The 20,928-nt window shown below is 74.5% G+C and carries 9 protein-coding genes and 1 pseudogene; 7 read left to right on the top strand and 3 right to left on the bottom strand.

What is annotated here, in order from left to right; genetic code table 11:
* Window positions 1-564: 564 nt before the first annotated feature.
* Window positions 565-1,041, bottom strand: a complete 477-nt coding sequence (locus tag FM076_RS12735) for an Rv3235 family protein (RefSeq protein ID WP_243274456.1) — start codon at window positions 1,039-1,041, stop codon at window positions 565-567.
* A gap of 280 nt (window positions 1,042-1,321) precedes the next feature.
* On the opposite strand from FM076_RS12735, the gene FM076_RS12730 reads away from it, so the two are divergent.
* The 4 genes from FM076_RS12730 to FM076_RS12715 all read left to right on the top strand — a co-directional run bounded on the left by FM076_RS12730 (window position 1,322) and on the right by FM076_RS12715 (window position 10,764).
* Window positions 1,322-1,882: a DUF6912 family protein gene (locus FM076_RS12730; protein WP_173870384.1), complete on the top strand. Its 561-nt coding sequence runs from the start codon at window positions 1,322-1,324 to the stop codon at window positions 1,880-1,882.
* A 115-nt stretch (window positions 1,883-1,997) separates the two neighbouring features.
* Entirely contained in the window at window positions 1,998-2,708 is a 711-nt protein-coding gene (locus tag FM076_RS12725) for an HAD family hydrolase (RefSeq protein WP_173870383.1), read from the top strand.
* 377 nt (window positions 2,709-3,085) lie between these two features.
* Window positions 3,086-8,125, top strand: coding sequence for an NAD-glutamate dehydrogenase (locus FM076_RS12720; RefSeq protein ID WP_173870381.1), 5,040 nt, complete (start codon window positions 3,086-3,088; stop codon window positions 8,123-8,125).
* 215 nt (window positions 8,126-8,340) lie between these two features.
* Entirely contained in the window at window positions 8,341-10,764 is a 2,424-nt protein-coding gene (locus FM076_RS12715; protein WP_428814836.1) for a hypothetical protein, read from the top strand.
* Here FM076_RS12715 and FM076_RS12710 read toward each other — a convergent pair.
* Window positions 10,722-13,394 carry a glycosyltransferase gene (locus FM076_RS12710; protein ID WP_180217761.1) on the bottom strand — a complete coding sequence of 891 codons (2,673 nt, stop codon included), beginning with the start codon at window positions 13,392-13,394 and terminating at the stop codon, window positions 10,722-10,724. The two genes, FM076_RS12715 and FM076_RS12710, sit on opposite strands and share 43 nt — an antisense overlap.
* A 1,511-nt stretch (window positions 13,395-14,905) precedes the next feature.
* Here FM076_RS12710 and FM076_RS12705 point away from each other — a divergent pair.
* Window positions 14,906-16,456 (top strand): acyltransferase family protein, encoded by a 1,551-nt coding sequence (locus FM076_RS12705; RefSeq protein WP_243274454.1) that lies wholly within the window; start codon window positions 14,906-14,908, stop codon window positions 16,454-16,456.
* Window positions 16,457-16,685: 229 nt separating this feature from the next.
* Window positions 16,686-17,616, top strand: a pseudogene (locus tag FM076_RS12700) (class I SAM-dependent methyltransferase).
* A gap of 81 nt (window positions 17,617-17,697) precedes the next feature.
* On the opposite strand, the gene FM076_RS12695 reads toward FM076_RS12700, so the two are convergent.
* Window positions 17,698-19,662 carry a hypothetical protein gene (locus FM076_RS12695; protein WP_173870379.1) on the bottom strand — a complete coding sequence of 655 codons (1,965 nt, stop codon included), beginning with the start codon at window positions 19,660-19,662 and terminating at the stop codon, window positions 17,698-17,700.
* 304 nt (window positions 19,663-19,966) lie between these two features.
* On the opposite strand from FM076_RS12695, the gene FM076_RS12690 reads away from it, so the two are divergent.
* A complete protein-coding gene (locus FM076_RS12690) occupies window positions 19,967-20,683 on the top strand; it encodes an acyltransferase (protein WP_173870376.1) in 717 nt (238 codons plus the stop codon).
* Window positions 20,684-20,928 lie beyond the last annotated feature (245 nt).

Genomic DNA, 20,928 nt, shown 5'->3' with positions numbered 1-20,928 from the left:
CGGCTCCTGCCGCCAAGGCGTCGTCTGGCGGCGGGAGGGGCGGGATAGGGGGATGCGGCATCCCACCGGGGTGCCCGGCGCCCGTGCGGGGGGCGTCCGTACGGGGCCGCAGGGCGGCGGGCGGGCACATGGAGCTTGGCGGCCTTCGTCGGGGGCTGGGCCGGAGCACGCCGGAGGCCTTGCCCTACGGGTGTCGGGGCCCCGGATCGGTCCGCACCTGGGCCCGTGGGCCCGGATGGGTCCCCACCTGTGTCCGGGGCCCGGGGCGGGGCCCTGGACGTCCGTACGGGGGTTGTGCCTCGGATACGCGATGGGCCAGTGGATCGGCAGTATGCGCGCCCTGGACGTCCGTACGGGGGTGTGCCCCGGCAGGGGGACATGACAGGCGCACGGCCGGACGGGAGACTGCGGCAACCCATGCGGGGACGACCGTGGCGGCGTCCGTCGGGAGCCCGGAGGATCCACAGGGGCCCCTGGTCCCTTGGCGGTTCGACGGGCCGAGACCTGGCGACCCCCGCGGGGCCCACGCGGAGGTGATCATCCGCGTGGGCCCCGCGCGCCGGGTCACTGGGCGGTGTCCAGGGACAGGGCGGTGCAGCGCCAGCGGTTGTCGGTGTATTCCAGGCGGAAGGCCATGGCGCGCTGGTGGGGGCCGGTGGCGACGCGGGCGAAGGCTTCGATGACGCCGGCGCGGGGCTGGGTGCCGCGGGCCTCCAGTACGGCGGGGGCCGTGCGGTCGGTGCCGCGGGGGCGGAGGGGAGCCTGCGGGGCAAGGGTGGTGAGGCGGTCGTAGGCCTCGCTCCCGGCGTGGGCGAGCAGTGTGTGGACCGGGCACTGGCCGCTGAGGACGAGCAGCAGGCGGTGGGCGAACCAGTACGGGGGCTGGCGCTCGCGGGCGCGGAGGGCGGCGGCGCGCAGTGCGGACTCGGCGGGGCGGCGACTGTCGCGCCGTCCCGGCGGCCGGGTCGGGGCGTGGCGCGGGGTGCGCCTGCGCGGCTGGCGTCCGGACGGGGACGGCGGTTCGGAGACGGGCGTGGTCATGGGCTCCCCCGTGGGCGTGACCTGGAGCGGACGGTTGATACCGGTCGGTAACCGGGTGACGGCAACGGTTGTAGCCGTGCCACGCGCCGAACGGCAACGAGGGGGCGCCGGCCGGAGGGAGCCGGGAGAATTCCCCTATCTGGCTCAGGGGCGGGCGCGGGGTTGACGCCGCACCTGCCCCACCTGCGGCTTTGCCACGAGGGGCTGTCCGGGGCGGGGTGCGGGCGGGGCCCGTATGCTGACGGGCAGACGGTCCCGGCGATACACGAAAGCGGCAGCCATGCGTGTCTATGTCCCTCTGACCCTGCCCGCACTGAGCCAGGCGCACGTCGCGGGCGAGCTGGGACCGGTCCCTCTGGAGGCGTACGCGGTCACCTCCGGACTGCGCGCGTGGTGGGGGTCCGAGGACGACGAGGAACTGGAGTACGCGGCGCTGGGCCAGGCGGCGGCGGCCTCGCTGCGCCTGCTCGCCCAGGACACCGAGGCGGCCCGGCGCCGGGTGGTCGTCGTCGCGGAGGCCCCCGACGCCACCGTCGAGACGACGGACGAGGCCGGGGGGACGGACGGGGGCGACGGCGTGGCGGACGGTGTCACGGGGGACGCCTCGGACGATCCGGTGGGCCTTCCCGGCCGGGTCCGGCTGACGGCCTCCGTCCCGCTGCGCAAGGCGGCGGCCGTGCACCTCGACGCCGGGGACGCGGTCGGGGACGTCACCGCGGCCGTCGGCGCGCTCCCCGCGGCCGGGAGCGGGGACGAGAGGGCGCAGGCGGTGGTGGAGGCCGCGGCCGACCACGAACTGCTGTGGTTCGCGGTGCAGGAGATTCCCGCGCTGGTCGGCTGACCGGCGGTTTCCCTCCGCGGAGGGCCTCGTACGTCGCCTCGTGCTCCCGCCCGCGCGGGCCTGGCGGCCCGTAATACGGTGTCGCGCTGTCAGTGCCTCCTCGTACTGTCGGGACATGGTTGTGAGGCAGGGACGACGGCAGCACGCGGCGCGAAGCGCGGACTCCGCGCACATCGTGTGGGACTGGAACGGGACGCTCCTGCACGACATCCACACGGTCCTCGACGCAACGAACGCCGCGTTCGACGAGCTGGGGCTCCCGGCGATCACGCTGGAGAGATACCGGGAGCTGTACTGCGTGCCGGTGCCGCGCTTCTATGAGCGGCTGATCGGCAGGCCGCCCACCGACGAGGAGTGGGAGGTCATGGATGAGACCTTTCACCGGCACTACTGGGCCCGGATCTCCGGCGCGGGCCTCGCCGAGGGCGCCGCCGAACTGCTGGCGGCCCGGAAGGCGGCGGGCCGTACCCAGTCGCTGTGCTCCCTGGCGCCGCACGACCGGCTGCTCCCGCTGCTGCGCACCTACGGGATCGACGGGCACTTCACGCGGGTGGACGGCGCGCTGGGGCCGTCAGGCGGGGGCAAGGCGGCCCAGATGGTGCGGCACCTGGCGGCGCTGGGCGGGGTGGAGCCGGGCCGCTGCGTGGTGATCGGGGACGCGGTGGACGACGCGCTGGCGGCGGCCCATGCGGGGGCCCGGGCGGTGTTGTTCAGCGGCGGTTCCCACAGCCGGACCAGTCTGGAGGCGGCGGGTGTCCCGGTCGTCGACACGCTGCGGGAGGCCGTGGAGCTGGCGGAGGATCTCGCGGCCGGGTCACAGGTGTAGTGGCCGTCACAGGCGTCTGTGGTGGCCGTCACAGGTGTCGGCGGGGGGTTCGGCGGGGTGGGCGGCGGGACCGGGTGGTGGGTTGGGCCAGGGCGGCCAAGATGATCTCTTTCGTCTCTCCTTTTGTACACATTGGGCCCGTGACGCTCCCGTGCCGGGGAGCGATAGCCTTGCCTACGTGATCAGCGCGATATCCCTCGGAGGATCCGCCCCAGGGCGTGACTCCGTACAGCGCCCCTCGCGCGACCGTGCGCGGGGCGCCGCTGGTCGTCTCTCCCGGCACAGCGGCGGACTCCGGCGGACACCCCGCGTCCCGGCGCCGTGCCTTTTCTTCCATCCCGACGTCACGCAACGGCGCGCGACAGGAGCCAGAGGACATGCAGAGCAAGCTGGATGAAGCAAAAGCCGAGCGGCTGGCGGAAGCCGCCCGGGTGGCGGAACAGAGCCCGGCCCAGGGGCGCCACCCGGTCCAGGCCTCCCAGGGCCCCCAGGACGGTGCCCTTGGCGCGTATCTCCAGCGGTACTACCTGCACACGGCGCCGGAGGACCTGACCGACCGCGACCCGGTCGACATCCTCGGCGGCGCGCTCGCCCACTACCGCCTCGCGCAGGAGCGGCCGCAGGGGACGGCCAACGTCCGCGTCTACTCCCCCTCGATCGACGAGAACGGCTGGTCGTGCACGCACACGGTCGTCGAGGTCGTGACGGACGACATGCCGTTCCTGGTGGACTCGGTCACCAACGAGCTGTCCCGGCAGGGCCGGGGCATCCACGTCGTCATCCACCCGCAGATGGTGGTGCGCCGGGATCTGGCCGGGAAGCTGCTGGAGGTCCTCTCCGTCGGCCGTGACGACGTCGCCGCCCAGCAGGCGGACGCCGCGGGGCAGGCCGGGGCCTCGCAGGGGCCCGGCCGGAAGCTGGCACGGGAGAAGCGGGAGAAGCTGCCGCACGACGCGCTGGTCGAGTCGTGGATCCATGTGGAGATCGACCGCGAGACGGAACGGGAGGACCTCAAGCAGATCGGTGCCGATCTGCGGCGGGTCCTCTCCGACGTCAGGGAGTCCGTCGAGGACTGGCAGAAGATGCGGGGCGCGGCGCTCCGGATCGCCGACGAGCTGCCCGACGAGCCCACCGACGACCTGCCGGCCGAGGAGATCGACGAGGCCCGGGAGCTGCTGCGCTGGCTGGCCGACGACCACTTCACCTTCCTCGGCTACCGCGAGTACGAGCTGGGTGCCGAGGGTGAGCACGGCGAGGACGCCAAGGAGGGGGAGGAGCTGACGCTCACCCCGCTGCCCGGCACCGGGCTGGGCATCCTGCGCTCGGACCCGCACCGGACCACCGAGGAGGGGCACCCGGTCTCGCCGTCGTTCAACCGGCTGACGGCCGGCGCCCGTGCCAAGGCGCGGGAGCACCGGCTGCTGGTGCTCACCAAGGCGAACAGCCGTTCAACGGTGCACCGTTCGTCGTACCTGGACTACGTCGGCGTCAAGAAGTTCGACGCCGAGGGCAACGTCATCGGGGAGCGCCGCTTCCTGGGGCTGTTCTCGTCCGCCGCCTACACCGAGTCGGTGCGGCGCGTCCCGGTCATCCGGCGCAAGGTCGCCGAGGTGCTGGACGGCGCGGGCTTCACCCCGGACAGCCACGCGGGCCGCGACCTGCTCCAGATCCTGGAGACCTACCCGCGCGACGAGCTGTTCCAGACGCCGACGGACGAGCTGCGCTCCATCGTCACCTCCGTCCTCTACCTCCAGGAGCGCCGCAAGCTGCGGCTGTACCTGCGGCAGGACGAGTACGGGCGGTACTACTCGGCCCTGGTCTACCTGCCGCGCGACCGCTACACGACGGCGGTGCGCCTGCGGCTGACCGACATCCTCACCGAGGAACTGGGCGGCACCAGCGTCGACTTCACCGCCTGGAACACCGAGTCGGTGCTCTCCCGGCTGCACTTCGTCATCCGGGTGCGGACCGGCGGTGAGCTGAAGGAGCTGACGGACGCCGAGATCGACCGCATCGAGGCGCGGCTGGCCGAGGCGGCGCGCTCCTGGGCGGACGGCTTCAGCGAGGCCCTGGTCGCCGAGTGCGGTGAGGAGCAGGCCGCCGAGCTGGCGCAGAAGTACGCGCACGCCTTCCCCGAGGGCTACAAGGCGGACTTCTCGCCGCGTGCCGCCGTCGCCGACCTCCAGCACATCGAGCAGCTGGTGCGGGGCGAGCAGGAGAACGACTTCGCGCTGAGCCTGTATGAGCCGGTGGGCGCCGCGCCGGGCGAGCGCCGGTTCAAGATCTACCGCGTCGGCAGCCCCGTCTCCCTCTCGGCCGTGCTGCCGGGGCTGCAGGCGATGGGCGTCGAGGTGGTGGACGAGCGGCCCTACGAGCTGCGCTGCGCGGACAAGTCGCACGCGTGGATCTACGACTTCGGGCTGCGGATGCCGGACGGACAGCGCGGTCTGGAGGAGGAGACGCGCGAGCGGTTCCAGGAGGCGTTCGCGGCGGTGTGGACGGGCCGCGCGGAGAACGACGGCCTCAACGCGCTGGTCCTCTCGGCGGGGCTGACCTGGCGGCAGGCCATGGTGCTGCGCGCGTACGCGAAGTACCTGCGGCAGGCGGGTGCCACCTTCAGCCAGTCCTACATCGAGGACACGCTGCGCGGGAACGTCCACACCACCCGGCTGCTCGTCAACCTGTTCGAGGCCCGGCTGGACCCGGCCCGGCAGCGGGCCGGCCGCGAGCTGACCGACGGCATCCTGGAGGAGCTGAACGGCGCCCTGGACCAGGTGGCGAGCCTGGACGAGGACCGCATCCTGCGCTCCTTCCTCACCGTCATCAACGCCACCTTGCGCACCAACTACTTCCAGCTGGCCGACGACGGCAAGCCGCACACCTACGTGTCGATGAAGCTGGACCCGCAGGCCATCCCGGACCTGCCCGCGCCGCGCCCCAAGTACGAGATCTGGGTGTACTCGCCCCGGGTGGAGGGCGTCCACCTGCGGTTCGGCAAGGTCGCGCGCGGTGGTCTGCGCTGGTCGGACCGGCGCGAGGACTTCCGTACGGAGATCCTGGGGCTGGTCAAGGCGCAGGAGGTCAAGAACACCGTCATCGTGCCGGTCGGCGCCAAGGGCGGCTTCGTCGGCAAGCGCCTGCCCGACCCGGCGCAGGACCGCGACGCCTGGCAGGCCGAGGGCATCGCCTGCTACAAGACGTTCATCTCCGGCCTGCTGGATGTGACCGACAACCTCGTCTCCGGCGAAGTCGTGCACCCCAAGGACGTGGTGCGGCACGACGAGGACGACACCTACCTCGTCGTCGCGGCCGACAAGGGCACCGCGACCTTCTCCGACATCGCCAACGAGGTGGCCGTCTCCTACGGCTACTGGCTGGGCGACGCCTTCGCCTCCGGCGGCTCCGCCGGCTACGACCACAAGGGCATGGGCATCACCGCGCGCGGCGCCTGGGAGTCGGTCAAGCGGCACTTCCGGGAGCTGGGCCACGACACCCAGACGCAGGACTTCACCGTCGTCGGCGTCGGCGACATGTCCGGCGACGTGTTCGGCAACGGCATGCTGCTCTCCGAGCACATCCGGCTGGTGGCCGCCTTCGACCACCGGCACATCTTCCTCGACCCCGACCCGGACGCGGCCACCTCCTACGCGGAGCGCCGCCGGCTGTTCGAGCTGCCGCGCTCCTCGTGGGCCGACTACGACAAGAAGCTGATCTCGGCGGGCGGCGGCATCCACCCGCGCAGCGCCAAGTCGGTGCCGATCACCCCGCAGGTCCGCGAGGCGCTGGGCATCGAGCCGGGCGTCACCAAGATGACCCCGGCCGAGCTGATGCGGGCCATCCTCACCGCCCCGGTGGACCTGCTGTGGAACGGCGGCATCGGCACCTACGTCAAGGCGTCCACGGAGAGCGACGCGGACGTCGGCGACAAGGGCAACGACGCCATCCGCGTCAACGGCCAGGACCTGCGGGTCAAGGTCGTCGGCGAGGGCGGCAACCTGGGCTGCACCCAGCTGGGCCGGATCGAGTTCGCGGCGAACGGCGGCCGGGTCAACACCGACGCCATCGACAACAGCGCCGGTGTGGACACCTCCGACCACGAGGTGAACATCAAGATCCTGCTCAACTCGGTGGTGGCCGACGGCGACATGACCGTCAAGCAGCGCAACAAGCTGCTCGCCCAGATGACGGACGAGGTCGGGGAGCTGGTGCTGCGCAACAACTACGCGCAGAACGCGGCCCTGGCCAACTCCCTGGCGCAGGCCCCCAGCCTGCTGCTGGCCAGCCAGCGGCAGATGCGGAAGCTCTCCAAGGAGGGCAAGCTCGACCGGGCGCTGGAGTTCCTGCCCTCCGACCGGCAGATCCGGGAGCGCCGGGGCAACGGTCAGGGGCTGACCCAGCCGGAGATCGCCGTCCTGCTCGCGTACACGAAGATCAACGTGACGAACGAGCTGATCGACACGCCGCTGCCGGACGACCCCTATCTCCAGCGGCTGCTGTTCGCCTACTTCCCCAAGGCGCTGCGCGAGCGCTTCGCCCAGCAGATCGAGACGCACGCCCTGCGCCGCGAGATCATCACGACGGTGCTGGTCAACGACACGGTCAACACCGCGGGGTCCACCTTCCTGCACCGTATGAAGGAGGAGTCGGGGGCCGCGACGGAGGAGATCGTGCGCGCCCACACGGCCGCGCGCGCCATCTTCCGGCTCGGCGACATCTGGGACGAGGCCGAGGCGCTGGACAACAAGGTCCCGGCCAACGTGCTGACCGATATCCGGCTGCGCTCCCGCCAGCTGGTCGAGCGTGCCACCCGCTGGCTGCTCAACAACCGTCCGCAGCCGCTGCGGCTGGCCGAGACCATCGAGCTGTTCTCCGAGCGCGTCGAGGCGGTCTGGGCCGAACTGCCCAAGCTGCTCAAGGGCGACGACCTCAAGTGGCACCAGAAGGTCTACGACAAGCTGTCGGGCGCCGGCGTCCCCGCCGAACTGGCGCAGCGGCTGGCGGGTTCGGCCGCGGCGTTCTCGGCGCTGGACGTGGTCGCCGTCGCGGACCGCACCGGCAAGGAGCTGATGGACGTCGCCGAGGTCTACTTCGACCTGGCGGACCGGCTGGGCATCACCCAGCTCCAGGGCCGCGTCAGCGAGCTGCCGCGCGCCGACCGCTGGCAGTCGATGGCCCGCTCCTCCATCCGCGAGGACCTGTACGCGGCGCACCAGCTGCTGACCGCCGACGTGCTGGCCGCGGGCAACGGCGCGGACACGCCGGAGGAGCGGTACGAGGCGTGGGAGGAGAAGAACCGCGCGATCCTCGTGCGCGCCCGGGGCACCCTGGATGAGATCCAGGCCTCGGAGACGTTCGACCTGGCGAACCTGTCGGTGGCCATGCGGACGATGCGCACGCTGCTGCGCAGCAACCGCTGACCGGGCCCGTGGCGGCCGTCGCCGACGGCCGCCACGGGTGGCCCGGAGCCGTCGTCACGGGCGGCGTCGTGGGTGGCCGGAAGCCGTCGTCACGGGTGGCCCGGAGCCGTACGACTGAGCGACCGCCGTGCCGGAGGGAGGACCTCGGGCACGGCGGTCACGCTTTCGGCGGCACGCGGCGCGACAGGCCCTTTCCGCGCTGCCTACCGTCAAGTGTGGGTGCACTTGTGGATGGCGTGGGCGACGGCGCGGACGGCGCGGAGGAGCCGACCGGTGCCGAGGGCGACCCGACCGGTGCCAAGGGCGGCCCGAAGGGCGGCGTGAGGGGGGATGCTGCCGGTGGGGGCGGTCCGGGTGGGGGCGGTTCGGCCGGGGCCGGGGAGGCGCGGGGGAGTGTCCCCGACGAGCTTGCCGACACGGTGGTGCTCGAACCCGTGACCGACGACCGTGCGCGGAGCCGGAAGCGCGGGCACAGGGCTCGGGCCGGGCCGGCCGTGCGGGGCGCGGCCCCGTCGGAGCGGCGGACGCGGGCCGCCGGGACGCGCGGCGGGGCGCGGTCGGCCGCCGCGCTCGCGCTGCTGGTGGCCGGATATCTGCTCCAGGTGGCCGGCGTCGTGGAACCGCGGGTGGGGCTCGTCGTCGCGGGGGCCCTCCTCGGACTGGTGACCGAACTCCTGCTGCCGCGGTGCGCGCGGACGACATCGCGCGGCCTCGGCCGGGCCCAGTGCACCCCGGCCGTCCGCCAAGTCCTGCGGGACGCGCTGCTGCTGGGCGGCCTGGCCGGTCTCGACGTGCTGCGCGCCGGCGACCTCGCCCCGCTGCTGGGCGCACTGTTGGCGTGCTGGGTACTGCACTTCTGCTGCCAGGCCCTGGCCGGCGCGGTACGCACGCACCGGCGGTTGCCCGTGGTCACGCGGAACATCGACGCGTCGGCGCTGCGGCTGTCCCCCGCGCCGCCCGCCCTGTTCGCCAAGCGGGCGACGCTGCGGCTGGCGGCCGTCGCGGTGCTCACGACGGCCGCGATGTGCGTGGCGGCCGGGACGGGGGAGGCGGTGTGGGCGCAGGCCGTCGCCCTCTGCTGCGGCGCCGGGCTGCTGGCCGGGATCCTGTGGCTGGCGACCTGGCTGCTGCCCGGCAAGCGGGTCGCCGGTGAGGAGGAGGCGCTGGCCTGGCTGGACGCGTGGCTGGCGGAGTACCGGCCGACCATCGGCATGTACTTCTCCGGCGGCGGTGCCTCGGCGTACCAGGCCAACATGTGGCTGAGCACGCTGGCCGCACTGGACGGGCGTCCGCTGATCGTGCTCCGCGAGCGGTTCATGGTGCAGAAGATCGACATCACGGACGTGCCCATCGTGTGCGTGCCCAAGGTCTCCCACCTGATGCGGCTGGAACGCTCCACCCTGCGGGTGCTGCTCCACCCGGCGAACTCCGGCAAGACGGCCCAGGTGCTGCGCATCCCGACCCTCAAGCACGCCTTCATCAACCACGGCGAGTCCGACAAGCTCTCCTCCTGCAACCCGTACGCCAAGGCATACGACCAGGTGTGGGTCGCCGGTGAGGCGGCGCGCGAGCGGTACGCGCTCGCCGAGGTCGGGGTGGAGGACAAGGACGTGGTGGAGGTCGGCCGCCCGCAGCTCGCCCCCATCGAGGCCGCCGGAACCCGGCCCGTCGGCAGCCGCGAGGGGTATCTCACGGTCCTGTACGCCCCCACCTGGGAGGGCTTCACCGACGATCCGGCCAACACCTCCGTGCTGGTGGCGGGCGAGGCGATCGTCGCGGCGCTGCTGGCCGACCCGAAGGTGCGGCTGCTCTACAAGCCGCACCCGATGACCGGCACCGTCGACCCGCGCGCGGGCGAGGCCGACCGGTGCATCCGGGCCCTCGTCGAGCGGGCGAACGCGGCGCGGGAGGGCGCCGAGCCGGGCCCCGGCGCCCTCCGGGCCCTGGAGGCGGCCACCGCCGAACTGGAGGCGCTCACCCGGCCGGACTTCTCCCGGCACGCCGACGAGGTGGAGCGGATGCTGCGCCAGCCGGCGCCTCCGCCCGGCCGCGCCCGGGCGGCGGAGGAGGCCACCCGCGCCTGGGAGGCGGCGTACTGGGCGGCCGCACCGGCCTGGCAGCACCGCGTCGTCACCGGACGGAGCCCCGGGCTGTTCTCCTGCTTCAACGAGGCCGACGTGCTGGTCTCGGACGTCTCCTCCGTCGTCTCGGACTACCTCAGCAGCGAGAAGCCGTACGCGGTGGCCAACACCACCGGCATGGACGACGACAGCTTCCGCACCGCCTTCCCCACCGTCGGCGCCGCCACGATCCTCGGCCCGGACGGATCGGGCATCGCCGCGTTGCTGCACACGGTCCGGCACCCGGAGGAGGACGCGCTCGCCCCGGCGCGGGCGGCCCTGAAGGCGCGGTTGCTGGGGCCTGCCGAGCCACCCTCCCTCGTCCGCTTCGACCGGGCCGCGCGGGCGCTGGTCGCGCGGGCCGAGGAGCGCGCGGAGCGCCTGCGGGCGGCCGAGCGGGGGCCGGGGGACGCCGTCGAGCGGCGGCCGGTGGACGCGGAGGGCGAGGTGGAGGCCGAGAGGAACCGGGAGCGGGGTCAGGCGCTGGCGGAGGCGCTGGGCGAGGACGAGCGGCCCTGATCCCCTCCGGCGGCCGACGCGTTCCGGCCTGCCCCGGCCCCTGATGTCCGGCCCGCCCCGGCCCCTGATGTCCGGCGTGCCGCAGCTGATGTCCCGTCCTCGGCGGTCCCTGCGGTCCGGGCCTCTTCAGCCCTGGCTGCCCGGCCCTCGGCGGCTCCCGCTGCCCGCTCCTCCTCGGCGGCTCCTGCCGCCCGGCCCTCCTCGGCGGCTCCCGCCGTCCGGCCCGCCGTGGTCCGTGCGGCCGCCTCCTCGTCCGAGGCCGGTTCCCGGGCGGCCGCGGCGGCCAGGTCCCGCAGCGGCTTCAGGGTGAGGACGAGGTTGTTGTTGAGGGAGAAGTAGAGCTGGACGGCCCGGCCGCTGTCCCCCAGCGGGGTGGGCGGGGTGACGTCCGTCTTCTTGCGGTCCGGGAGGTCTCCCAGCAGCCGGGCCAGCCGTACCTTCTCGGGGCCCAGTCCCGGTCGCAGCCACAGGTCCCACACGCCCTCGTCGGCGCCGTCGGCGAAGGCCGCGGGAAGCTCGTACGGCAGTTCCAGTGTCACGGTGTCCGGCTCGTCGCCGCGGCGGCCCGGGAACTCGAACGCGTGCCGCGGGTTGCCCCGTGGCACCGCCGCCAGCACCGGGCCGCCGGACAGTTCCACGGTGCGCGGCGAGAGGGCGGGACGTGCCGCCTGTCCGTACAGGTGCGCGGTGAGGAGGTAGCCGTGCCCGCCCCGTTCGATGGCGGTGACCTCCGCGTGCCGGTCGCGGGACCAGGTGCGCAGCGCGAGGAACCCGTCGGCGGTCGTGTACGGCACCCACGGTTCGAGCACGCCCTGCTCGGTGAGCGGCGCGGGCATGCTCAGCAGGCGTGCCGTCTCCACGAGTTCGGCCCGCACACGCTTGCTCCTGCCGTCGGCGACGCGCTCCACGTGGACGTCCCAGCGGGCCTCCGGCAGCCGGGTGGACGCGCGGTGGAGGCGCGCTTCCACCCAGCCGTCCGCCGCCGCTTCGTCGCGCGGCGGCAGCGGGACGCGGACGGCCTCGGTGTCCTCCCGGTGGCGCGGGCGCAGGGACAGCACGGCCGCGCCCTTCGGGAGGGTGTCGGCGCGGAGCCGGACGAGGAGGCCGCCGTCCCTGGCGGCCCTCACCCGGGCCACGGGGCGGCGCAGCCCTCTGGCCCCGTCGCCGCGCTTGCGGCGGCGGACGAGGGGGCGCAGGAGCGGCACGAACACGGAGGGGGTCAGCCGGCGGGCGATACGGAGGAGACGGGTGCGGAGTGAGGGGGCGGGAACGGGACGGGCACGCTGCGAGGGTGCGGAGGCGGTGGCGGCCGGCGGACGGACCGGGCCCGGCCTCCCCGGGGCCTCGTCCGGACGGGGTCCCCGCGCCGCGCGGGCCGCCTGCCCGGAGCGCGGACTCCCGTTGTCCGGACGTCCCTGGCCCCGGCGGCCGCCCTGGTCCGGACGTCCCTGGCCCGGGCGCTTGCGGGCCTCCAGCAGCCTGGCCATCAGCTCCTCGTACTCGCCCGCGATGCGCCCCGGGGAGTAGCGGGCGGCCTTCTCCAGCGCCGCCTGGCCCATGCGGGTGCGCAGGGCGGGGTCCTCGACGAGGTGGAGGAGGGCGTCGGCGTAGGCGTGGACGGTGACGTCCTCGTCCTCCCCGAGGGGCGCGAGGAGGCCGTCGCGGCCGTTGGCGATGATCTCGCCGGGGCCGTAGGGGCAGTCCGTGCTGACGACCGGTACGCCGCAGTGCATCGCTTCGACGAGGGTCATGCCGAAGGACTCGGCGTCCGAGGAGACCGCCGCGATGGACCCCTTGGCCCACTCCGTCTCGATGGGGGAGTGGGCGCCCATCAGGAACGCGCGGTCGCAGAGGCCGAGTTCGTCGATCAGGGCGCGCAGCGCGTCGCGTCGCGGGCCGCGTCCGTACAGCCGCAGCGACCAGTCCGGGTGCTTGTCGGCGACGAGGGCGAAGGCGCGCAGCAGCCGGTCGTAGCGCTTGACCTTGATGAGGCGGCCGGCGGCGACGATGAGCCTGGCCCGGCCGTCGGAGGGCTCGACATCGGGTGCCGGCACGGCGTTGGGCACGCAGAGGATCTCGGCCGGCACGTCGGGGAGCGCGGCGCGGTAGTCGGCGGCGTCCGCGTACGAGACGGTCACGAACGCGTCCAGGCGGGCGATCGCCGCGTCCTGGTGGGTGCGGATGTGGTCGCTGTGCATCCGGTGGGTGAGGTGTTCCTGGCCGATGCGGAGATAGGCGTCCGTGCCGTAGGCGGCGAGATAGTCGTTGATCTTCGGGCGGGTGCCGATGACGACGTCCGCCTCCAGGTTCTCCAGCAGCGCCTTCATCCGCAGGTCGCCCAGGCGGGTGGAGATGCCGCGTTCGAAGTGGTCGTGGCCTTCGGTGAAGCGCTCGCTGCGGCGCCGGTAGTCGGGATCGTCGCCGTCGTAGGACGCGGAGGCGGGGCGCAGGTCGATGAGGGAGCGCAGGCGCACCCGGGGATCGAAGGTGAGGGCGGGCTCCTGGCGGGAGCGGCGCAGGCTGACGACCTCCACCTCGTGCCGCTCGGCCAGCGCACCGGACAGGTTCACCGTCGATCGGATCGTCCCGCCGATTCCGTAGGCGTTGTCCAGCAGGAACACGATCTTCATCGCGGCCTCTCCCTCGTTCGGTCGCTCTCTCGGCGCACATGCGTCCGGTATCACCCGGATTACTCCGCTTCGTCCACGGACTATTTGAGAGGCGGAAGGGGAGGGGATGCGTTCTTAACACTCGTATGTCCCTCATTCGGACCCGGCGGCGGCATGCCGCACCGGCAGGGGGACAAACCGCCCCTACTGTCTGATCAATGGCCTCGCAGATCATCGCCCCAGTCGGACCGGCCGGCCGCACCAGCGGCCGGCCGGCCGCCGGCCGTGCGCACCAGGCGGTGCGCACGGCGGCGCACCCGGTGGCGTACCCGGCGGCGCGCCTGTGGAGGTGTCCGAGGGGGTGCGGACGGGGGTGCCAGCGGGGGTGCGGGGCGGGGAGTGCGCCGGGGCGAGGGGCGGAGTGCGCGGGGCGTGCGGGGCGCGCGAAAGGGCGTGGAGCCGTGCTCCTGCCGGGAGATGCATCCGGACGCCCGGCGGTTCGCCCGTCACGGCACTTGCCAGGGCGACTGCCGGTGCGATCACCGGGGTGCGGGGCGGGGGGCCTGTCCGGTTGCGTGACGGGGAGCGCGGCGGGTTGTGCGGCGGCGCGGCCGAGGAGGGGCGGCCGACGGGGGCCTGTCCGGCGAGAGACCGACCGGACGGTATGTGAACGGCATGGGTGCGAGCGCGCGGGGGGCCGTCCCCCGGGGCCGGGCGGGGCCGGCCGGGACGGACGGGCCCGCCCGGTCGAGGGAGTCCAGCGGGCTGAACGGGCCCGGTGGAGCGAGGGAGTCCAGCGGGGTGAGCGACCCCGCTGGACCGAGTGAGCCGAGTGAGCCGAACGAGCCGAGGACGGCGTGATGGCCTGGGATCCTTTCACCGACACCTTCACCACACACGGGACGGCGCACGATTCCGCGACGTCCGGGGGTGCTGACGGGCGGAGAGCCCCCGCGGGGGCGACGACGCGCTCCACCGCGGCGCCGGAGCCGTCCCCGCTGTTCCCCTGGGAGACCTCCGAGGAGTGGTCCGCGCCCCCCGCCCGGCCCTTCCCCGCACCGTCCGACGGCGCCCCCGCCGGACGGGCCGCGCCCGGCCCCTCCCTGCCCGCCCCCTCTCCCTCCTCGGCCCCGCGCCCGGCACCCGGCACCCGGGCTCCCCGCGACACCGGCGACCCGCGGCACGACCGAGGCCGGGGAGCCCCGGGGGACCAGGGCGGACGGGGAGTCCCGGGGGACCGATGGGGAGGCCGGGAAGGCCCACCGAACCCGACGGGCCCGGGTGGCCTGTCGGGCCCCTCGGGCCCCTCGGGGTTGGTGGGCCCGGCGGACCCGGGTGGCCGGGACGACCGGAGGCACCCGGGCCTTCCGGGAACCGTGCGCGGCCCCGGCCGACGGGGCCGTCCGGAGGGTCCGGCGGGGCGGCCCGGCCCGCTCGTTCCGCCCGGGTTCCCTCCGGAAGGGGCGAGGGGCCTGCCGGAACCGGCAGCCCCGGCGGACCCGGCGGTCACCGAGGACCCGGGCGACGTCTGGGTGGCCGCGGGAGTGCTGTCGGACGCCGGGGTGCGGGGCGGCGACGAGACGCGGGACGGCGGGCCGCAGACACGCGGCGGAGCGGAGACGCATGGCGGGGCGCGCGAAGAGGGGCGCGCGCGGGGGCGGCGGCTCGACGGAGCCTCCGCGTCCGGGCGGCAGGGGGGACGCGACCCGTTCCTCGACAACGCGCGGTTCCTGCTGGTCGTTCTCGTCGTCATCGGCCACAACTGGGCGCCCGTCGTGGACGCCATGCCCGGCGTCAAGGCCGCCTACCTGCTCCTGTACGCCTTCCACCTGCCCGCCCTCGCGCTGCTGTGCGGCTACTGCTCGCGCCACTTCACCGGGCGGCCCGATCAGGTGCGCCGTCTGCTCAGCCATGTGCTCGTGCCCTACCTGGTGTTCGAGGCGGCGTACGCGGCGGTGGACACCCTGGTGTGGGAGCGGCCGTTCGCCGTCACACCGACCCGCCCCGCGTTCGTGTGCTGGTTCCTGGCCGCGCTCTTCGTCTGGCGGCTGACCGCCCCGCTGTGGCGCGCGGTGCGGTGGCCCGTCGTCCTCGCCGCGCTGGTCTCCCTCGCCGCCGGGTTCACCGACCTGGGCGGGGAACCGGCGCTGCCGCGCCTGCTCATGCTCTGGCCCTGGTTCGTGCTCGGGCTGCGGCTGCGTCCCGAACACCTGCGCCCCCTGCGGCACCGGGCGGCACGGCGGTGGGCGCTGCCGGTGATGGCCGCCGCCGCGGTCGGTGCCTGGTGGGCGGCACCCCGGTACAGCACCGACTGGGTCCTCATGGCGGCCGGACGGGCCGAACTGGGCGCCGACCCGCTCCTCTACCTGGAGGTACGGCTCGTCCTCTTCGCCGCCGGAGCCGTCCTCGTCGCCGCGTTCCTCGCGCTGGTGCCGGCGCACCGCACCGGGCTCACCGCGCTGGGCGCCTGCGCGCTGTACCCGTTCCTGCTGCACGGACCGATCGTGGCGGCCGTCGAACGCACCGGCGGCTACGAGGCCGTGGTCACGGGCGGCCTGCTGGCCGTGGTGGGCACCACCGTCCTGGCGGCCGGACTCGCCGTCCTGCTGGGCGTACCGCATGTGCGTCGCGTGCTGTGGCCGCTCGTCGAACCGCCGTTCCCCGCATGGCTGCGGGGAAGAGGGGACCGCGCGGCGACGACGGGCGGCAAGGACGCGGGCACGGCCGCGGGCGTCGTCGCGGCGACCGGTGACGGTTCCGGTACCGGCCCCGGCCCCGTTCCCGGACCCGGTACCGGTGCTGGTCCCGGTGCCGTGGCGCCCACCGGTGGAGAGGCCGCCGCCGCCGGGACGGTCTCGGGCACCGGGACAGGGTTCGCCACAGGGACCGGGTTCGCCGCCGGGGCCGGGGCCGGGTTCCGGACCGGGACCTGGAACGGAGTCGAGGCCGAGACCCGGAACGGGAACGGCTTCCCAACCGGGACCGGGACCGGGGCCAAGGCCAGGGCCGGGAACGGCTTCCAGGCCGGGAACGGGTTCCGGGCCGGGACCGGAACGGCACCGGGTTCGGTGGCCGCGCGGTAACCGGTGCCGGGGCGGGCCGGGTGCGGGGTGGTCCGTGGGCGGTGGGGCGGTGGGGCGGTGGTTCCGGCGCCGGCCGGAACGGCCGCTGAACTTCGGGTGGCTGACGGACGGCGGCCCGCCGAAGCTCTGCCGATCCGCCCCACGGGGGCGTGCGCCCGCTCCCCTCGGGCCCCTATACAGGGCCCCGGCCCCCTCGAACGCTTCCGTCCGCAGAGGAGACCCACCCCTCATGGCCACCACAGCGACGTCCGGACAGTCCGCCCCCCACCCGGCCCCGCCCGAGCGGACACTGCCCGAACCGCGCACCTTCCAGGAGGTACCCGGCTGGTTCTACCACACCGATCTCATCCTCTTCGACTGGTTCCTCACCCGGCAGCGGGAGCTGGGGCACCGCGGCGACCTGCTGGAGATGGGCGCCTACATGGGCAAGAGCGCCGTCATGATGCGGGCGTACCTGGACGCCCCCGAGGAGCGGTTCACCGTCTGCGACCTGTTCGACTCCGAGGCGCCGGACGAGGCCAACGGGCGGGAGATGCGAGGCTCGTACGCGACCCTCACCCGGCGTGCCTTCGAGGCCACCTACCTCTCCTTCTGGGACGAGCTGCCGCGCATCCTCCAGGCCCCCACGAGTGTGGTGCCCGAGGAGGTGGCGGGCGGCAGCTGCCGGTTCGTCCACGTCGACGCCTCGCACCTGTACGCGCACGTACGGGGGGACATCGCGGCGGCGCGCGAGGCGCTCACCCCGGACGGGATCGTCGTCCTGGACGACTACCGCTCCGACCACACGCCCGGCGTCGCCTGTGCGACCTGGCAGGCCGTACTGGAGAGCGGGCTGCGGCCGGTCTGCGTCTCCAGCCACAAGTTCTACGGCACCTGGGGCGACGCGCGGCCCTGGCAGGACGCGCTCCACGCGGCTCTGCGGGCGCGGGGCAAGTGCTGGTTGCAAGTGGCAGGAGGTGGCGGGGGCGCGGTTGCTGCTGGTCGGGGCGCGGAAGGCGGCGCCGCCGCCGCTGCCCCTCTCGCGGCACGCCGCGCGGGAGGGCGTCGACACGGCGCGGGCGCCGCGTGCCGTCGCCGCCCGGCGCCTCGCGGTGGACCTCCTGCCCCCGGTGCTGACCCGCGCCCTCGTCCGCGCCCGCGCCACCCGCCGCCCGGGCTGAACGGGCCGGACCGGCGCTGTCCAACGGCCGCCGGTGGACGCGGAGGCGCGGGCCCGCTGTCGCGGCGAGGGACGTGACGCCTCAGCACAGGCGCTTTTCGGCCTCCACCGGGTCGGCGGGGACGCGGAGCCGGGTGCGGTCCCAGGAGCCGGTGAGGTTGGACCAGAAGCGGCCGGGCGTCATCGGCGCGCGGGCGGAGGCCAGCAGCCCGGGGAGGGGACCGCAGGTCAGGGCGTGCCGGGCCGCCCGTACGCGGTGCGGGTCCACACCGGGGACGCGGGTGCCCGGCGCCGTCACGTCCGCGACGATCCACGCGCGGTCCAGCGGCTTCTCGTGCCCCGCCTTCCTGCGGCTCACCGGTTCGGTGTGGGCGCCGAGCGGGTTGCCCAGTCCGAGGATGTCGACGACGAACCCGTCCAGCGGGAGGACGGCACCGGCGTGACCGAGCCGGGCCTCCGCCGCGGCGACGGGCGCCCGCACGTGCGGGGCGAGCGGCACGACGGGATACCCGGCGTCGTGGGGCAGCCGCAGTACGAGCGCGTGTGCCCCCTCGCGCAGGGTGCGCCGCGCCGCGGTGGTGAAGGCGCGCGGGCGGTCGGTGTGGGCCCGCTGGCCCACCGGGTGCCGCTCGTCGAGGATGCGCTGGTAGACGGTGTGGGAGTCGAACACGATCCGCGGGTCGCCGGGGCTCTCGAAGGGCGGCCTCAGCGCGAGGCCGCACACGAGTCCCCACACCCCCACGCCGCCCGCCAGCACCGCCGCCGCGCGCCCGTACGGCAGCAGGAACACCGGGAGCAGCAGGAGGAAGAGGGCGGGCAGCACCATCCTGCCGTGCATGAAGTCGCCGCCGATCTTCACAACGAAGAACGCCGACAGCAGCCCCGCGAGGACCGGTGCGCCCACGAGCGCCGCGTCGGGGGCCCGCAGCAGGCCCGGCCCCGCCCCGGCCCCCGCCCACCGTCCGGGCGCGGGTCGTGCCGTCCCGCGTCCGGTGGAGGCGGTGGCCCCGGTGCGCCGGGCGAGGGCGGCGTACCTCGTGAAACCTGTGCACCCCGCGAACCTTGTGGACCCCGCAAACCTTGTGGACCCCGCGAACCCCGCGAACCTTGTGAACACCGCGTACGCCGCATATCCCCCGTACCCCGCGAAGAGGGCCAGCGGCACCCACAGCAGGTACGGGTCGAGGGTGTTGCGCAGATAGTCCCAGCCGAACTGCCACTGGGTGCCGGAGGCTTCCTTGGCGATGGCCGGGAGCGGGACGAGGACGCCGTAGTAGCCCGCGCGGAAGACCTCGTAGGCCAGGGGCAGCGCACCGGCGGCCACTGCCCAGCCGAGCGTCGTACGGAGCGGGGGCCGCCACATCAGCCACAGCGCGAGCAGGAAGACCCCGCCCACCAGCGCCAGGTCCGGCCGGACCAGCGGACCGAGTCCGAGGCCGAACGCCGTCGCGAGCAGAGTCCACCCGCGCCGGGCCCCTGTCCCCCCGGCCTCCGCGAGGGCCGTCCGGGCGCGGACGAGGAGCCACCAGCCGCCGCCCAGGTAGGCGAAGGAGAGTCCCGTCTCCAGGCCGGAGGTCGCGTAGTCCCAGGTGGCGCAGAGCGGCAGCAGCACCAGGACCCCGGCGGGGAGCAGCGCTCCGGCGGGGCGGCGGAGGCGGATCATCCGGCGGGTGCCGTCCAGGGCGAGGAGGTAGCCGGCGACGGTCAGCAGCAGTCCGAGCGCCACGGCGAGGCGCAGCGGGTCGTCCACCCCGGGGAGGGCGCTCCCGGCGGCGAGCAGCCACTGCCACAGTGTCCCGGTCGAGGTCTCCGCGCGTTCCCCGACGTTGAAGACGGGGCCGTTGCCCGCGAGGATCTGGCGTACGGCGCGGGTGTAGATCAGCGCGTCGTCGTTGGTCCAGCGGTGCCGGTAGCCCAGGACGAGGACCGTGGCACCGCAGGCGGCGACGGCGAGCGCGTTCCAGCGCTGGGCGAGGGTGCCGGGCAGGCCGAAAGCCCGTGGTTCCTCGGCGGGTTGGGCGACGGGAAGCTCATCGGATCGGGACATACCGCCCACCCTCCCCCCGGCCCGGCCGCCCCTCTCGCCCACGGCACGCCGCCCGTACCGGGCTCACCCGGTCGGCCCACGGGGACCCCGGTCGGCGGACGGACCGCCGCGGGCGGCCGGGGGGTACCCGGCGCGGGCGGCGCGCCGGTCGCCGTACACGCCGACGGGGACGGTCATTCTCGGCCGAGGGGGACGGCCGTTCCCGGGCCGCACTCCCCTCCCCGTCCCCTTTCCGGCCCCCACCCCCGTTCCCCGTCTGCCACCTGCCGTCTGCCCTCTACCCCGCACAGGAAGCGAGTCAGCCATGAGCACCATCGACGCGACCGCCACGCCGGCCTCCGACCCGGAGCCCTCGCGGCCTCAGCGGCAACAGCGGCCACAGCGGCCTCCGCACCGTACGTTCCGTGCCGTTCCGGGGGCACAGGTGTCCGACGAGGCGGAGGTGGGGGACGGGACCACCGTGTGGGAACTCGCGCAGGTGCGCGAGGGGGCCGTGGTGGGGGAGGAGTGCGTCATCGGCCGCGGCGCCTACGTCGGCGCGGGCGTCCGCATCGGGGCGCGCTGCAAGCTCCAGAACCACGCCCTGGTCTACGAGCCGGCCGAACTCGGCGACGGCGTCTTCGTCGGTCCCGCCGTCGTGCTCACCAACGACCGCGCCCCGCGCGCGGTCGATCCGGACGGTGCGCTCAAGCGGGCGGGGGACTGGGAGGCCGTCGGGGTCACCGTCGCGGACGGGGCCTCGCTGGGGGCGCGCGCCGTGTGTGTGGCGCCGGTCCGGATCGGGCGGTGGGCGATGGTCGCGGCGGGCGCGGTGGTCACGGCCGATGTGCCGGACTTCGGGCTGGTCGCGGGGGTGCCGGCGCGCCGTCTCGGCTGGGTCGGCAAGGCGGGCGTCCGGCTGTGTGAGGTGCCGGGGCGTACGGGGGTGTGGGAGTGCCCGGTGACGGCCGAGCGGTACGCGGAGTGCGCGGGCGCCGGGCCCGGTGCGGTGACGCTCCGTGAGACCGGTCCCGAAGAGTGATCCCCGCAGGTGCGGGCCCCTCCGTCGCCCGCGCGGACACCTTCCGGGGAGGAGCGCGTGAGAAGTGCGTGTAGGCAGACCGAGTGATTTGTAGTCATATATGGCAATAGGAATGCCGGAACCGGGTCCACATAAGGACGAATCTGCCGGGGACCCGGAGGGGCACATCCGCCATGCAAGGGCTGCGAAGAGACATGAATCAGGCCGCCGGGCCCGCGGCGTCGGCCGCCGGGGCCACGACACCT

Source organism: Streptomyces albus subsp. chlorinus, assembly GCF_013302895.1.
Taxonomy (GTDB): Bacteria; Actinomycetota; Actinomycetes; order Streptomycetales; family Streptomycetaceae; genus Streptomyces; species Streptomyces chlorinus.
Note: the sequence above shows the minus strand (reverse complement) of the source record. Positions and strands in the feature narration are given on the sequence as shown.

Bases quoted from the DNA above. Each gene is read 5' to 3' on its own strand.
- FM076_RS12735 (WP_243274456.1), bottom strand. From the start codon at position 1,041: ATGACCACGCCCGTCTCCGAACCGCCGTCCCCGTCCGGACGCCAGCCG.
- FM076_RS12730 (WP_173870384.1), top strand. From the start codon at position 1,322: ATGCGTGTCTATGTCCCTCTGACCCTGCCCGCACTGAGCCAGGCGCAC.
- FM076_RS12725 (WP_173870383.1), top strand. From the start codon at position 1,998: ATGGTTGTGAGGCAGGGACGACGGCAGCACGCGGCGCGAAGCGCGGAC.
- FM076_RS12720 (WP_173870381.1), top strand. From the start codon at position 3,086: ATGCAGAGCAAGCTGGATGAAGCAAAAGCCGAGCGGCTGGCGGAAGCC.
- FM076_RS12710 (WP_180217761.1), bottom strand. From the start codon at position 13,394: ATGAAGATCGTGTTCCTGCTGGACAACGCCTACGGAATCGGCGGGACG.
- FM076_RS12695 (WP_173870379.1), bottom strand. From the start codon at position 19,662: ATGTCCCGATCCGATGAGCTTCCCGTCGCCCAACCCGCCGAGGAACCA.
- FM076_RS12690 (WP_173870376.1), top strand. From the start codon at position 19,967: ATGAGCACCATCGACGCGACCGCCACGCCGGCCTCCGACCCGGAGCCC.